At 56.8% G+C, this 13,131-nt stretch carries 9 protein-coding genes and 1 tRNA gene; 1 reads left to right on the top strand and 9 read right to left on the bottom strand.

Translation table 11 applies throughout. The annotated features are described in order from the left end of the window. Nucleotides 1-124: 124 nt before the first annotated feature. From CYPRO_RS15750 to CYPRO_RS15715, 7 genes are all read right to left on the bottom strand, one after another. Nucleotides 125-1,942 (bottom strand): ATP-dependent DNA helicase, encoded by a 1,818-nt coding sequence (locus CYPRO_RS15750; protein WP_164682861.1) that lies wholly within the window; start codon nucleotides 1,940-1,942, stop codon nucleotides 125-127. 274 nt (nucleotides 1,943-2,216) lie between these two features. Beyond that, on the bottom strand, nucleotides 2,217-2,690 hold the full coding sequence (gene cas2 / locus CYPRO_RS15745) for a CRISPR-associated endonuclease Cas2 (protein ID WP_240644787.1): 474 nt from the start codon (nucleotides 2,688-2,690) through the stop codon (nucleotides 2,217-2,219). Next, complete coding sequence (cas1b, locus tag CYPRO_RS15740; protein WP_114985519.1) at nucleotides 2,665-3,747, bottom strand: type I-B CRISPR-associated endonuclease Cas1b; 1,083 nt, start codon at nucleotides 3,745-3,747, stop codon at nucleotides 2,665-2,667. Before cas1b ends, cas2 begins: the two co-directional genes overlap by 26 nt. Before the next feature lie 272 nt (nucleotides 3,748-4,019). Then, nucleotides 4,020-4,613, bottom strand: coding sequence for a PD-(D/E)XK nuclease family protein (locus CYPRO_RS15735; RefSeq protein WP_114985518.1), 594 nt, complete (start codon nucleotides 4,611-4,613; stop codon nucleotides 4,020-4,022). Between the two features lie 337 nt (nucleotides 4,614-4,950). After that, on the bottom strand, nucleotides 4,951-5,367 hold the full coding sequence (locus tag CYPRO_RS15730) for a DUF4258 domain-containing protein (protein ID WP_114985517.1): 417 nt from the start codon (nucleotides 5,365-5,367) through the stop codon (nucleotides 4,951-4,953). 740 nt (nucleotides 5,368-6,107) lie between these two features. Continuing rightward, a complete protein-coding gene (gene csm6, locus CYPRO_RS15720; RefSeq protein WP_164682860.1) occupies nucleotides 6,108-7,373 on the bottom strand; it encodes a CRISPR-associated ring nuclease Csm6 in 1,266 nt (421 codons plus the stop codon). 381 nt (nucleotides 7,374-7,754) lie between these two features. Continuing rightward, a tRNA-Arg gene (locus CYPRO_RS15715) sits at nucleotides 7,755-7,827 on the bottom strand. A gap of 143 nt (nucleotides 7,828-7,970) precedes the next feature. On the opposite strand from CYPRO_RS15715, the gene CYPRO_RS15710 reads away from it, so the two are divergent. Further along, nucleotides 7,971-10,496 carry a DUF5686 and carboxypeptidase-like regulatory domain-containing protein gene (locus CYPRO_RS15710; RefSeq protein ID WP_114985514.1) on the top strand — a complete coding sequence of 842 codons (2,526 nt, stop codon included), beginning with the start codon at nucleotides 7,971-7,973 and terminating at the stop codon, nucleotides 10,494-10,496. 132 nt (nucleotides 10,497-10,628) lie between these two features. Here CYPRO_RS15710 and CYPRO_RS15705 read toward each other — a convergent pair whose 3' ends face one another. Then, entirely contained in the window at nucleotides 10,629-11,444 is an 816-nt protein-coding gene (locus tag CYPRO_RS15705; RefSeq protein WP_114985513.1) for a hypothetical protein, read from the bottom strand. Between the two features lie 9 nt (nucleotides 11,445-11,453). Then, nucleotides 11,454-13,028 carry a hypothetical protein gene (locus CYPRO_RS15700; protein WP_124245647.1) on the bottom strand — a complete coding sequence of 525 codons (1,575 nt, stop codon included), beginning with the start codon at nucleotides 13,026-13,028 and terminating at the stop codon, nucleotides 11,454-11,456. Nucleotides 13,029-13,131 lie beyond the last annotated feature (103 nt).

The raw sequence follows: 13,131 nt of genomic DNA, 5'->3' as shown, positions 1-13,131 counted from the left end.
ACCATCAACCTAAATAGCTTCCTCTCAACAGAAAACCGTAAACCATATTTAGGCATCAGCAAACCTCAAACCACAAAACCACAAAACCACAAACCAAAAACCACAAAAGCCATGTCTAAAAACCCTAAATCTGCCGGGCGAGGCAGGCGTACAGGCGCAGCAGGCGGTCATCTTTGTAGCCGGCGGGGCTGCGGGGTACGAGCTCTGCGCAGATGCCATCGTGGTCGAAATACGCATCAATGCGGCTGCCTGCAATGCCGGTTCCGAGCCGGAAGCACATCCCCCGTTCCTCCTCCGTAACCCCCATAAGCGTCACCCCGCTGCGCTCACAAACCCCGCTGATGAGGTCGTAACAGGCTGCCTTGTGGAAATCCGCCGGGCGCACGGTGAGCGGCAGGGCGGGCGTGTGTGCCTCCGCAGGAGGTGTGGCCACTGTTTCCGGGAAGGCTTCGCAGGGCTGAATGGGCATCAGCCGGATGTTGCTGAGGCTGCGGCAGCGCACCGGGGCGCTAAGGCAGAGCTTGCTCCGGCTGCGGGTGAGGGCGGTGTAGGCCCAGCGGATGAAGGCATCTTTGTGCAGGGGCACGGGGTGTTCGGGGTTGAGGATGACCGTTTCCCAGGCGCCGCCCTGTGCTTTGTGGCAGGTGATGGCGTAGCCGAAACGCACGAGCAGGGCGTTGGCGCGGGCATCCTGCCGGCGGAAGGCTTCGAGCTCGAGCCCCTGCGGATCGGCCTGCCAGCGTTTCATGCTCTCAACCCAGGCGGCGGCGCTGAGCAGACCCGTGCGGAAATCGGTGAGGCTGTTTTCCAGCAGGAGGATGCGCACCGGCCCGGCATCCGGCGCTTCGTGCAACAGCCGCACCTGTGCCTGTCGGTACCGCAACTGCACCCGCACCCCTTTCTGATCGCGGTAGTTGAGCTGTACTTCCACTGTTTCGGTTTCAGATTCGGGCGCGAGGTGCACAACCCGCATCTGATCGCCGTTCATGAAGAAGGCCTCGGGGCTGTAATGGTTGCGCGCGGCCATCAGCAGCTCGCCCTGCTGCAGGCGGGCGGAGCGGTAGCCGAGGGCCTGCCGAACCGCACGGTTGGTTTCGTGTGCCGCTTTGTTGCTGTGCGTAATCCAGATAATGCGGGGCACGGTATAGCGCTTCAGGTGCCGGGCATAGGCGGAAATCAGGCTTGCAGGCGTGCGCTCAAATATATCGTGCCCGTTCCCGACGATGTGAAAGCTGCGGTGCCCGGCCTTGTGGAGCTCGCTGCGCAGGCGGGTCGCGGTTTCCAGCAGCCGGCTGTCGCGCTGCTGCCGGTGCACCTGCGTGAGGGTTGCCTGCGCGCACTGCAGGCCATAGCTGTGGTGCAGGTAGCTCCGCGCCAGGGCCGGACTCCCCGCCTGATGCACGGGCGGAAGCTGTGCGGGATCCCCGATGAACAGCAGTTTACGGCTGCTGCGGTAGGGCGAGACGTAGGTGATGAGGTCAAGCAGCAGCCTGCCGCTGCCAAAACACAGCTCCTCACTGTCGGCCTCCATATCGCTGAGCATGGAAGCTTCATCAATGAGGTAGAGGGTCGTGTCAGGGTCCTCATTTTCCCGCAGGCTGAACTCCGCCCGGTAGCCCTCATCGGTACAGTACTCGCGGGTCTGCTCATACAGCGCCCGGTGTATGGTGGAAGCCTCCCGCTGCGTAGCCTGCTCCAGAATCCGTGCCGCGCGGCCCGTAGGTGCAAGCAGCACCGTCTTCAGCCCGGCCTCCTCACAGACCTCCAGCACATGCCGCAGCAAAAAGGTCTTTCCGGTACCGGCATACCCGAGCAGCAAAAACGCATGCAGCCCCGGATCATCCAGAAAGCCGAGGATACCCTCAAAGGCCTTCTGCTGATGCGCTGTAAGTGGCTGCGCCGGCATAGGCGGCGGCGCGAGGCAGTTGATGGTGTGAGTCATGGGATTTGATGATTTGACGGCGGACCGCGGACCGCAGACCGCGGAGTTTTGACGTGAAGGGATTCGGGGTGGCATGTGCACCCTTAACCCGGAGGAGTTTAACGCGAAGGGCGCGAAGGGTTACGCGAAGCGCGCGAAGGGATTTGAAGATTCAAAGATTGGAAGATTCGAAGATTTGAGGATACTCATCGGTCATCGGTCATCGGTCCTCTGTCTTCGGTCCTCTGTCCCCCGCTGTCCGCCGTCTGCGGTCTGCGGTCAAACAACCGTGTCCTCACTTCCTAAGCTTGCTAAAGCGGAGCTTCGGCTTTTTCCGGGGCGGTTCTCCTTCTGCGGTGACGGTGCCGCTGCCGGTGCCGCTGTTCTTGCCTGCGGCTTTGTCGCCGTGAAAGCGACGCCTGCGGTTACGGGCGTATTCGGCGGGTGAGAGGCCGGGACTAAGCTGCAGGTGTGCCGTTACGCCTTCCCGGCGCATCATCACTGCCGCGCTTGTGCTCCATTCGCTCACCTGATTGGCACGGTTGCTCTGGAATACAATCACGCTGTCGTACTGCACATTGATGAGATCGAGCAGTCCGTCGTACATGATTTTAACCTGACTGTCGGTAAGGAACCCTGCAAAGACGGATCGTTGCCGGTGTTCGAGCCACTGACGCAGGTATTTCATCACTTTGGCACATCGTTTCTGATGCACATCGTACACAACAATTACATGCATATCTTCACCACCATATCCTAAATGAAACATAGGGTTTATCTCCGAGCAGGTGTTTTACGAGTTTGTAGCCTTCGAGGCGCAGCAGGTAGCGGTAGCTTACCGAGCGGCCCAGGTCGCGGTGCTTGATCGTTGTCTGCATGCGGTGCTCGAAGGCACGAATGACTTTCATCCGCCCTTCCGGGGTGAGCATACAGCCGCTAAGGGATGCCTCAAAATGCGTGGCATCAAGCTGTTTCTTGTTGATCATGCTCATGATGAGGCCTTCCACGAGATGCGGACGAAAGATCTCTGCCAAATCCCACGCAAGCGGGAACCGTTGCCGGCCGGGTTCGTGCAGCCAGCCCACCAGCGGGTTGAGCTGCGTACGGTACAGCTCACTGATGATGGATGCGTACAGCATGCTGTTGAGGTACGATACCAGCGCATTCACCGGATTGTTCGGCGGACGGTACACGCGGCCTTCCATCTGAAAGTCGGGCGTCAGTCGCCGGTCCAGGAATTCGTAGTAGGTCTTGCGGATATTACCTTCCACACCCAGCAGCATGTTCACGCTTTGTGCCTCTTCCAGCCGGGCCGCCGAAAGATGCCATTCCTCCAGCAAATCCGTGAACTGACCAGAGCGCCGGTTTTCCCGTTTCACGGCGCTGTGCATGTTGTGAAAAGCACCCCGCAGGATTTCACTGGCCAGGGTGAGGCGCTTTTCCGTATCGGCATAATGCAGAAACTGCGCCTGCTGAATGCGTCCGTTCGGGATGGGTTCTTTCGGCCAGTAGGTGCCGGTATAGCCGCCAAAATAATTGTAGGTGTGCAGGGGGATGTGCTTCTCAGCCAGAAAATTCAGCAGCCCGGTATTGATGCGCACCGAGCTGTACGCATGAATGCTGTCGATGCGCTCCACCGCCACATAGCGGGGCGCGCCCTGCCACCAGGCATCTTCCTCGGCCAGGGGAAACTCGTCCTGCAGTTCCCGACCGATTTTCTCACCGGGGAAAGGCTCCCGGTCCGGATTTCCAAACGGAAGGATGGCCAGGCTGTTATCCTGACGCTTCAGCGTAACGGGCTGAAAAAGATAGAAGGATGATTTCATGGGGAGGATTTAGGATTTAGGTTTGAGGTTTGAGGTTTGAGGTTTGAGGTTTGAGGTTTGTGGTTTGTGGTTCGGGGTTTTGGCGGATTTGGGGATTTGAAGAATTGACGGCAGACCGCGGACGGCGGACCGCGGGGTTTTGACGTGAAGGGATTCGGGGTGAATATGGGGCGGGGGACGCAAGCTTTGCGTCCTTACGCGAAGGTGGCAACGGTCCTCCGTCCTCTGTCCGCGGTCCGCGGTCCGCGGTCCGCCGTCAGCGGTCCCCCCCCTCACGAATGGCAAAAGGGGAAGTAGGCGCAGCTTGCGCAGGTCGGGGATGCGGATGCTTTGGTTTCGGGGATGGCTTCCTGTGTTGTTTCGGCCAGCAGAATGGCTGCGCCGCGCTCCATGCGAAGCCCGAAATCGGGATCCTCGGTATCGGCACAAACCGCGTACAGGTCATCCGTAATCCAGTCATGATCGAGTTTGTAGGCCTGGGCCAGGGTTTCAGCTTCTTTTTCAAAAGCGCCGGCGTACCAAAGGTGCACCTCGGCATCCTGTACACCAAGCTGTTCCAATTCCTGCCTGATGGCCCAGGCCTGATATACATGCGTCGGGTGCGGTGACCCGCTTTTGAATTCAATGGCAAGCTTCTCTTCGGGCACCCAGGCATCAAGCCGGGTACCGGAAGGCAGCCTGGCCTCGTAAATCCAGCCGGTATCATCCATCCGGATGCCGGTAATGTGCTGCTTCAGCGTGCGGGCCATCGCAAGGGTCTGCACCTCATCAAAAATCTCAACATGGTGCGCCTTCAGCCAAAGCCGCCGGCTGCAAAAAAGACCCTCTACAAAAAGCGAAGGCGGAATGTAATGGGGTCGGAGCATGGGGAGGTTTTGTGGTTTGTGGTTTGTGGTTTGAGGCGGTTGGCTTTTGGCGGATTTGAGGATTTGACCGCAGACCGCAGACGGCAGACCGCGGAGTTTTGACGTGAAGGGATTCCGGGGGGGGCGGCTAAGGGGGACGCAAGCTTTGCGTCCTTACGCGAGGGTGGCACAGGTTTCGGAAGCCGATTCCCGCGATCGCGGTCTGCAGACTTCCGTCTTCCGTCTTCCGTCTTCCGTCCTCCGCCCTCCGTCTTCCGTCTTCCGTCCTCCGCCGTCTTCTGACCTCTGACCTCCGCCGTCCGCGGTCTGCGGTCTGCCGTCTGCGGTCAACGCCCCGTCACAGCAGGCCGTCAGGCTTCAGGCGGATGTGTTTGAGGGCCTTGTCGTTACGGTAGGTCGTGAGTACGAGGCAGGTGCCGGTATCCGTGTCGGTTTTGGTAACAACGACGGTGTTTTTGATTCGGCCCCGTGTGTGCGGGCTGATGCTTGGGGGGATGTCCTTGCCGCGCAGCACCCGGAATACGAGGCCCTGCTTGCGGATGCACACGCCGCGGGTGATGGCGAGCTTCACGGCGAGGGGACTAATGCCGCGCTGTGCCATCCGCGTACGGGCATGATCGCTGAGTACAATGCGCAGCGGCAGGTCAGGGCTGGTTCCGGCGGGATGCGAAACATCCGGCACTGCAGCAGTTGCCGTTGGGATTCCGGCTGCTGTGAGGCACGTAGGAGTGAGAAGGGTATCGGTATCGGTCATAGCGTACTTCCTTTCACGTGATTGGGGATGGAGAGAAAAAAGTAAAAGACAAACAGGGATAGCCGTCTGCGATGATGGCCGTCTGTAGGTTTCCGGCCGGAATGGCAGCAGCCTTGGACCAGAACCGCTGCCGTAATCTTATCCTATCATGGTTGCTTCATCCCAAAAGTAAGGGCGTCACGGCTCCTATCCCGAAACCGGAACGTTACCGGACGTTACGGGGGGATTTGGGATTTGAGGATTTGAGGAATTGACCGCAGACCGCAGACGGCGGACTGCGGGGTTTTGACGTGAAGGGATTCGGGGTGGGGGGACGCAAGCTTTGCGTCCATACGCATGGGTGGCACGGATTTCGGAAACCGAACCAAGGTTTTTTCCGAAACCGAAATCTTTATCCACCTCTGCGTAGGTGCACATTGAATGTGCACCCTTAACCCCGTGGGATTTAACGCGAAGGGCGCGAAGGGTTACGCGAAGAGCGCGAAGGATTCAAGGATTCGAAGATTCGAAGATTCAAAGATTTGAGGATTGTCTTCGGCCATCGGTCCTCAGTCTTCGGTCTTCGGTCTTCTGATCTCCGTCCTCCGTCCTCCGCGGTCCGCGGTCAGCTGTCCGCGGTCTGCGGTCTGCGGTTTTCCGTCTTCTGTCTTCCAACCTCCGACTTCCGTCCCCCATCCTCTGTCCTATGCTGTCAGCCTTCCGCGGTCCGCCGTCTGCGGTCTGCCGTCCTCTGTCCTCTGTCAATCCAAACCCAACTCACGGGCATCGTCCGGGTGCAGGCCGGTGATGCGGCAAGCTTGCGGCGGAATGCTGATCAGATAGCGGCGATCAACGGCTGCTTTCCGCGGAGGGTCGGTATCCTGGAAGAAATGATTTTCCGGCCAGGTGTTCAGGTCCGGGTGCGCCTGCTGCACCTGACGGAGTTTCTTCCATAACTCAGACCTTTCCTTTGGGAAAGACCTTTTTTCGAGCTTCCGCTGCTTTTCGTCATACCAGTAAAGATCGTGCGCCCAGTCGTCCTGATCGCGGGCTTCTGCGAGGTTGATGGTCCGGGCTTCTTCATCGGTCTGATCAGAGCTGCCGTGTTTGGCTGTGCGGTAAAAAATATGGAGGGCTTCGAACAGGCTTTCATCCTCTACTATTTCCCGAAGCGATGTTCCGGTCACGGCACCGCTGCGGATGTTGCGCCAGATGAACAGACACAGCAGTGCAAGCTGTCGCGGCGGCAGCGTCGCGGGCGTCGAAATCCCGTTGATGCGCAGGGGTTCGGTCTTGTTTCCGATATCAATCACGAAACTGCGGACGGGATGGGCTTCCTGCGCCCGGAGTTTTTGGTCGGCAGCTTCGAGCAGTTGCGCAAAGTTTTGCGTGTAATCCATCTCGCCCTCGAGCCACGGACGCAGCCGGAGGTAGGGGATGTCAATCAGGTCAATCGAAATCCGGTCTTTGCTCAGGGGCAGACCGGTTGCGGGGTTGAGGACCGCTTCGCTCGGGAAGAAGAACTCCCGGTTGGTTTCGGCCTCCGGGGGCACGAGGATGTGGATGAGGCGGTCCTGACGCCGGCCAAAAAGCTGCATCGCGGCCATAAGGTGCGAGCTCATGGTTTTGCGCCCGCCGGAGAGCAGGGCGATGAGGGCACGATCGGGATCCGCCGTAATTTTTCGTACGGTGTTTTGAATGAACGCAGCCATCCGGGCGTCGTCGGCGGTGTTGCGCACATCTTCGAGCTCACTGCCGCCCTCCCCGGCAGGTATGCCCCGCAGCTCACGCATGCCGGGCACGCGGATATCATGCACCCCAATTCCCAGGGCACGGCACAGCCGGCTCCATTGGGATTCGGTATCGCTGCCTTCCCCAAACAGCAGCTCTCGCGTTTTCGCCGCGCCGGTTTTGGTTGTGATGATGATGACTTCCTCAACCGGCCAAAGCCCCTGTTCATGAAGCGCATAAACCGCCTCGGTCAGTACAGCGGGAGAAGTGCCAATGGTTGCAATCAGGGTGTACACGGCGGAAGGTTCTTTGGGAGGTGGTTGGCTTTTGGGTTTCAGAATATAGTGACCCCGGCTGCGGATTGCATGTATTTTTAAAACCCGGCACCTCCGCGACACCCTTTGTGAATAATGCGGGTTAAACGCGTCTCCAAAAAATCTGTCAACATCCGCTCAATCCGCGTTCAATGAGCGGGTTTTTCGCACAAAAGGAAGGGTAAGCCGGTAACAATTTTGGTAACAAGGGAAAGCCCGAGCTTTTCCGTACTAAGTACCCCAAAGGAAGCATAAGCCATCAAATGTGCACTTAGAGCTCATCAATAAGCGCACAAAGCCGCTTTACCTCAAAATTAAGACTGCCAAAAGAATAAGCTTTGGCACGGCATTCGCTCGAAGGTGTGACCCCGCCGGGACTCGAACCCAGATCTAAAGCTTAGGAGGCTATCGTTCTATCCGGTTGAACTACAGGGTCATATTGATATGTTCCTATGCAGGAAACGAAAGCGAACACATCATCTCAATTTACGTAATCTGCCGCAATTAAGCCCCGGTTAGTTGTGCTTTCCTTTGCCTGTTACCCAACCCCATAAAATCCCCTTTCTTTCCAAAAAACCTATGATACAGCCTGTCAGCGAGTATAATTTGCAATATCACATGTACCACGGTTCTTCCCGTGAAGGCGGTTCAGGTAATGAGGGCCCGAAAAAAGCACTTAAAAGAGGGCTTTTAATTCTTGCTTTGGTATTCGTGCTCATAGGAATAGAGCGGGCCAAAGCGGTAATATTCAGCGGCACAGCTGTGCTTACGGAACAGCAGGATACCTTACGGGTAACAGGATTGGTAACAGACGCGGAGACCGGTGAAGGCCTTCCCGCTGTAAACATTCAGGTGGAAGGTACCTTTCGCGGAGCCATCACCAATAATGAAGGCTTCTTTGATTTTCCCGTACCTAAATTTCCGGCCACGCTTACCTTCCGCTTCATTGGGTATGAAACGGAATCCCTCACATTTACCGCTGAAACCCGGGATCAGCTTGTGGCACTACAGCCTTCATCCATCGAGTTGGAAGCGCTCGTTTTTACAGGTGAAGATCCCGCCAATCACATCATGGAGCGGGTGATTTTGCGCAAGCAGCTTTGGCAGAACGAGCTGGAGAATTGGCGTGCTGACGCCTATACCCGCACACGGCTCAGCAATAACGAAGGCATTGTAAGTATCAGCGAGAGCCTTACCCAAACATGGTGGAAGCGGGGCAGGGGCTTTCGGGAGTTTATGATTGATCAGCGGCAGACAAGCAACCTCCTCGCTGATCAGAATTTTGCCGGTACGCGCAATTTGCCCAATTTCTATGATGATGAAATCGAAATTGCCGGCTTTCAGGTAATTGGGGTGACCCACCCGAATGCTTTTCGTTACTACGATTTCCGGGTTGAAGGCCGCCGCTATATCGGCAATCAGATGGTGTGGGATATCCGCGTGATACCCAAAACCCGGCTGCAACCGGTATTCGAAGGCACAGTTTCGGTACTTGCTGATGAATATGCTTTGCTCGAAGTGAACCTTGTGCCGGGCGAGATGATCTTTTTCCCGCCCCCTATTCAGGAATTTAACCTGCGCTATCAGCAGCAGTTCAGCAACTACGGCGGCCCTTTCTGGCTGCCGGTTGACGTGCGCATAAATGGTGTTGTGGAGGTGGGCTTTCCCGGCTTTCGTTTTCCGGAAATACGTTTCGATTTGGTGTCTTCTATCCGTGAGTATGAAGTCAATATTGCCGTCCCCGATTCGGTATTTGGTACGCAGCGCAGCCTAACCCGCCTCAGTGAACCGGAACGTGCCCGCCTCAACCGCAGCTTTGAGCACGAGCCTGAAGCCATCCCCCTTTCAGAAGCAGAGCGGCTTGCCTATGAAACCATCGACTCTACCCAAACCATCTCTGACGCGTTTCAGCCAAGCGGCTTTCTCGCCCGGATCGCAGGAGAGGGCGCTGTGCAAACCGGTCCGCCGACGCAGCGGGAGTTCCGCAGATCGGTAAGTTACCGGCCGCAGCTTCGCTTCAACCGTGCTGAAACCTTTTATGCGGGTCTGAACCCGCGTTTCGATATCACGCCCGGGCTTCGTATTGAGGCGCTCCTGGGATACGGTACCGGTACTGAAACCTGGTCCTGGGGCGGATCGGTGCTTTACAGGGTACCGCAGCTTGAACGCCGCCTGGGGTTGCGCTTAACCTATGACGCGGACACACGTGCGCGAATTAATCCCGGGCAATACAATTTCACCTTTGCCAGCCTCAATACCCTCATCGGAAATGCAGATTATTTTGATTATTACCGTAGTGAGCGGTTCAGCCTGACCGGTATCTGGATTCCGGGACAGCGCATTGCCGGGCAGCCCTTGAGGGCAGAGATAGGTTTTTTTCAGGAATCACAACAGTCGCTGGAGCAGACAACAAGCTATTCATTCAGAGGGGGAGTCGTTCAGCGGCCTAATGTTCCTATTGAAGATGGCGAAATGCGGGGTATTGAAGCACGGGTGCGGTTAGGGGCAGCCCCGGCCTCTTTTGGCGTTGCCGGCGGAAGTGCGCTCACACTCGGTTTAAAGCACGCAAATGACGACTGGATGGGTGGTGATTTCGGGTTTACCCGATACGAGGCACAGCTTGATCTGAGAATCGAAACCTTTCTTCGCCGTCGCTTTTTTACGAATACCCTCGATTTGCGTCTCAAAGCGTTCACGCACACGGGTGATCTTCCGGTACAGGCGTTTGGCGGGCTTGACAGTCGTCTGTCTGTTTTTGCACCTTATGGCGGCTTCCGGACGACTTCAAACAGAATACTCGAAGGGGAGCACGGGGCGGCGCTTTTTTGGGAGCACAATTTCCGCAGCGCCCCTTTCGAGCTCATCGGTGCCCGGTGGCTGGCCCGGCAGGGACTTGGCTTACTGATTCACGGTGGCTCAGGACGTACCTGGATCAGCGATGACCGTCTCGAGACCCTTGGGTTTCAGCCCTTTTACGACAACGCCTTCCGCCATGAAGCAGGCATTTCCCTAAACGGGATTTTCAGTCTCGCCCGCATTGACGCAAACTGGCGGCTTGACCGTCCGGGCTTTTATGCCGGTGTAAGTATTGCAAGAATTTTTTAACCCGTATGATTCACTAACGAATAAAATGTTTTAGGCAAGCTACTGTTTAAATGCGGTTTGGCGACAATAAATGTAAGCGCTGAGTCACAGCAAATAGCCTGTTTCGCTGTGAAGGTTACGGGTTTAACCTCCTCATTCAAGCACTGAAACCGCACGGGCGCGGACCAAAACGTACACGTTGCGGTCATCCCGCCATCGGGCCGCGACTTCGAACCAGTCTGCGTAAATGTCGGATTGCAAAAAGCGGGCGCCTCCCTGAAGCGCATTTAGCCGTCGGTCGAGCAGCTGCACCCGTACTTCAAGCCCGGCTGCAAGGTTTTTAAGCGCCTGAATTTCGGCCCGTTTCCAGGCCGTGTGCTCATTGATAAAAGCCGGATGGCTGCCAACGCCGAAGTCGTAGGTTTCAGACGTTGGGGTTTGCAGTACCCAGTCGGGCCTGCGCCCCGGCGTACGCAGTCTGTGATCAGCATTCATTACGGTGCTTCCGAAAAGACCGAGGTGAAGGTTTCCGATAACGGCTTCACCGAGGAGCTGTACATCGGTGGGTTGCACGCCAAGGGTGTCTGTAAAAAACTCCCGGCCGGTTTCCCGACCGGTTTGGCCGGGCAGCACTTCCCAAAAGCTGTTGTAGGAAACCCGAAGTCCGCGCTGAGCCCGCAGGGCGGCTTCCCCGTCCCGGGCTGCCGCTTCAAGTGAATTCTCAGGGTAAATCTGACTGTGCCGGCTGAGACCGGCGGCAAGTGCCCCCTGCGATTCAGGCGGATTCAGAAACCATCCGGGATATTGTCCCGGACCATGCACAACGCCGCTTCGTTCAGGGCTTTGTGAAAGGTTTCCGCCACCGGAGCTTCCGCATCCCCCTAAAAAAACAAAACCTGAGAGCAGTGCAAGCAGCAGCACGGTTTTTGGTACGATAAACAGCGGCGTACGGGCACGAGAAAACATCATCCGAAAAAATCAAAAAAGATGAAGGGTAACTTCCTGTCCGCGGAACATGGGCATGGTCATGCCGGCACGGGCTCCGATAAAAGTGGGGTCGGCAATCAGCCAGCGGTCACCCGCGTGCTCAAAGCTGTCGCCGGGAAGGTCATGACCCGCACGAACGGCCGTTGCCATGTGTCCGGGCCAGCTGATTCCGACCACATCAAGATCTAAGTAGCTGCGTACTAAAAAAGCAAAGAAAATGGCGCGGTCGTCACAATCGGAAAAGGGATAGTGCAGAATCTGATCCGGGGTCATGTACCTTTGCTGACCAAATTGCTCGTTGTCGGTTTTGTATTCAAAGGCCGTTTGTGCAAAACGGAGCAGAAAATCGAGTGCTGTACGGGTATCCATGCCGGCAAGCACAGGCCGGATTTGTTCACCGAGGGCTGTGTACAGACCATTTGACACCGGTGCGGCGAAAAAGAATTCCGGCGGCAGTGAAGGAAAGGAGGATAGCAGGGAGCGGTAGCTGCGGTCGTAGTTCAGCCGGAATAGAAACTGATCGCCGTTAAACTCGAATGTCAGCTCTGTTTCTGAATGTCCGCGGGATACGGGAATCTGACGCAGCGCTACGTCTGTAACCCGCAGCCCGGCTTCCTGATCGGGGCTGTAGGTGCGAATGGCGCCGGGGCGTTCGGTCGGCGTATGGCCGGCTTCGATGACGTAAAAACGGGTACGTTCCGGTCCGAGCGTGTAGAAATTGCGGTTGTACACCCGTTCCGAAAGCGGCATCAGCAGGTGCAGGCGCTGTTCTGAGTAGCCTGCATTGGCCTGTAAACCGCTGTTGTGAAGCAGAAACCAGGCCAAAAAGACGGACTCATTGTGCCGGCTGAAAACCAGATTGCTGTAATCGGTGATCAGCCGGACGTAAGCCCATTCGTTGAGCCGGTTATCCCGTTTGAAGCGCTGAAATACCGAAATCACTTCATCATAATTGGTTGCCGCCATTTCGAGCCATGCGTCGGCAATGGTGTCGCTGTTTAGTCGCGATAGCCTGAAACGGGTGGGCGGGGTGAAATCGGGCAGCGGGGCCTGATAGTAGTGCCATTCAAAAGTTGAGCCTGGCGGGAGCAAAGGTTCGGAAGGCGGCAGCGGCTCCTGAGCAGGCGGTGCCGGTGGCAGAGGCGGGACAGGGGGTTGAGGCTCAGGTTCAGGTTCAGGTTCAGGTTTAGGTTCAGGTTCAGGTGTTGGATCGGTTTCGGGATCCGGTTCCGGTTCGGATATGGGTACGGGATCAGCATCAGGAATTGGCTGTGGCTCGGGCTCGGGTGCCGGCTCAGGTTCAGATTCCGGGGCGACGGGCGCTTCGGTTGGCTTTGGGGTAGGGTCAGGCGCAGCTGCAGCGGTTTGCTGTTCAAAGCGCGCCCAGTCCTGCCGCAAAAATTCGGCAAAGCGGCGGTTTTGGTCGCTCACAAAATCATCAAAGGCCTGTTGTTGCTGCCGCAGCCATTGCTGATAGTCGGCATCCTGTGCGGAAGCCTGCAAAGGTAGAAAACATACAATCAGCGCAATGCATAGAAGAATAGTTGGACGGTAGTAGTAATTCATAGTAGCGGAAGTTATGGGAATAAAAAAAGCCCGGAGTCGGGAAAGAATCCGGCGTCCGGGCTTTGAAAGCAGAGTTGGAAAAGCTACTGAGCTAAATAAAGAT

The organism is Cyclonatronum proteinivorum, from assembly GCF_003353065.1.
Classification (GTDB): domain Bacteria; phylum Bacteroidota; class Rhodothermia; order Balneolales; family Cyclonatronaceae; genus Cyclonatronum; species Cyclonatronum proteinivorum.
This window is presented reverse-complemented; position numbering and strand designations above follow the sequence as displayed.